Source organism: Allosphingosinicella deserti, assembly GCF_003012735.1.
Classification (GTDB): Bacteria; Pseudomonadota; Alphaproteobacteria; order Sphingomonadales; family Sphingomonadaceae; genus Allosphingosinicella; species Allosphingosinicella deserti.
Genome location: NZ_PXYI01000028.1, coordinates 1 through 255 on the forward strand (window position 1 = coordinate 1; position 255 = coordinate 255).

1 rRNA gene is annotated in these 255 nt (G+C 54.1%); it reads left to right on the forward strand.

Features of this window, described 5'->3' with window-relative positions:
* Nucleotides 1-255, forward strand: a 23S ribosomal RNA gene (locus tag C7I55_RS27630); the annotation flags it as partial.

Below are 255 nucleotides of genomic sequence, written 5' to 3' on the forward strand. Positions count from 1 at the left end.
GAGCCCGAAGGGGGTAGTCGATGGGAACCACGTTAATATTCGTGGGCCTGGAGGTGTGTGACGGATCTCTTAAGTTGTATGCCCTTATCGGATTGGGTGTGCTTCGACGAGGTTCCAGGAAATAGCCCCTCCGTATAGACCGTACCCGAAACCGACACAGGTGGTCTGGTAGAGTATACCAAGGCGCTTGAGAGAAGGGTGTTGAAGGAACTCGGCAAATTGCCTCCGTACCTTCGGAAGAAGGAGGCCCTCACT